This is a genomic window from Calditrichota bacterium (assembly GCA_014359355.1).
GTDB lineage: Bacteria > Zhuqueibacterota > Zhuqueibacteria > JANLFK01 > Oleimicrobiaceae > Oleimicrobium.
In genome coordinates, this window is sequence record JACIZP010000260.1 from 1 (window position 1) to 1,398 (window position 1,398).

Sequence of the window (1,398 nt, forward strand, 5' to 3'; positions counted from 1 at the left end):
GCCCCCCGCCAGCGGTAGATGGACTGGTCGTCATCCCCCACCACGCACAGGTTGCGATAGCGAGCAGAAAGCAGCTTCAGGAGCTCGTACTGCGCATGGTTCGTGTCCTGATACTCATCCACCAGGATGTAACGGAAGCGTTCCTGGTAGGCATTGAGCACCAGCGGGTGGCTGCGGAAGAGCACGATTGGCAGGAGCAACAGGTCGTCAAAGTCTGCGGCGTTGACCTCGCGCAGGCGTTGTTGATAGCGCTGGTACAGACGCGCCACATTGGCTTCGAACTCGTTTTCTGCGGCGCTGGCATAGTCACCTGGGAGCACCACCGCCGACTTTGCGCGGCTGATGAGCGCTGCGATCACTCCAGGGTTGTATCGCCCTTCCGGCAAGCCCAACTCCTCGATGCACTGCTTGATCAGCCGCTTCTGGTCCTCTTCATCGTAGATGGAAAAGTTTCTCGGCAAGCCGATGTGCCCGCCCTCTCGCCGCAGAACGCGCGCGAACGCCGAATGGAACGTGCTCACCCAGATGTGCGCCGCCACTCCGGGAACCAGCTGGTCGACGCGCTCGCGCATTTCGCCGGCCGCTTTGTTGGTGAAAGTGACGGCCAGGATCTCCTCCGGTTTGGCTTTTCCGGTGGCAATCATGTAGGCGATGCGGTAGGTGAGGACTCTGGTCTTGCCGCTTCCGGCACCGGCAAGGATCAGAACCGGGCCGTCCACGTCAACGACCGCCGCGCGTTGGGCCTCGTTCAACGCTGCGAGGAGTTCTCTTCCCTTTGCCGACCCTGGGCGCGCCATGAGTCCTCACCTTTGCCGCTGCGCCGCTTGGAGTTGCCGCCGCACCTGGTCGAAGCGTTCCTTAGCACGCAGATGCTCGCGGAGCGTACGACTGAACACATGCCCCCCATCGCCGCGGGCCACGAAGTAAAGATAGTCCACCGGCGCCGGGTGCAACGCCGCCACAATAGAAGCCATGCCGGGGTTGTTCACCGGACCCGGTGGCAAGCCAGGGTACAGATACGTGTTGTACGGGGAATCGATAGCCAAGTCCTTCTTCAGCAGTCGTCGCCCCCGCCCTGGGACCAAGTATTGAATTGTGGGATCGGCCTGCAGGGGCATGCGTAGCCGCAGGCGGTTGTGGTAAACAGCGGAGATGAGCGCACGCTCCTCGGCGAGCATCGCCTCGCCCTCAATGATGGAGGCCAGAGTCACCACCTGGTGGAGCGTCATGCCCATGGCCTGGGCGCACGCCTGCACGCTATCGCCCATCTGCCGCCAGAACTCCTTCACCATCGTGCGAATCACCACCTCCGGTGCCACGCCCCAGTAAAACTGATACGTGCTCGGATAAAGGTATCCTTCGAGGGACGGGGCACTTACTCCAAGTTCCCGCAGCAGG

2 protein-coding genes are annotated in these 1,398 nt (G+C 62.1%); both read right to left on the reverse strand.

All coding sequences use genetic code 11. The features are described from left to right. Window positions 1-797, reverse strand: a 797-nt coding sequence (locus tag H5U38_11570; protein ID MBC7187661.1) for a UvrD-helicase domain-containing protein, incomplete at its 3' end; no start/stop codon positions are given. A 6-nt stretch (window positions 798-803) separates the two neighbouring features. Next, on the reverse strand, window positions 804-1,398 hold a 595-nt coding region (mltG, locus tag H5U38_11575), incomplete at its 5' end, for an endolytic transglycosylase MltG (GenBank protein ID MBC7187662.1).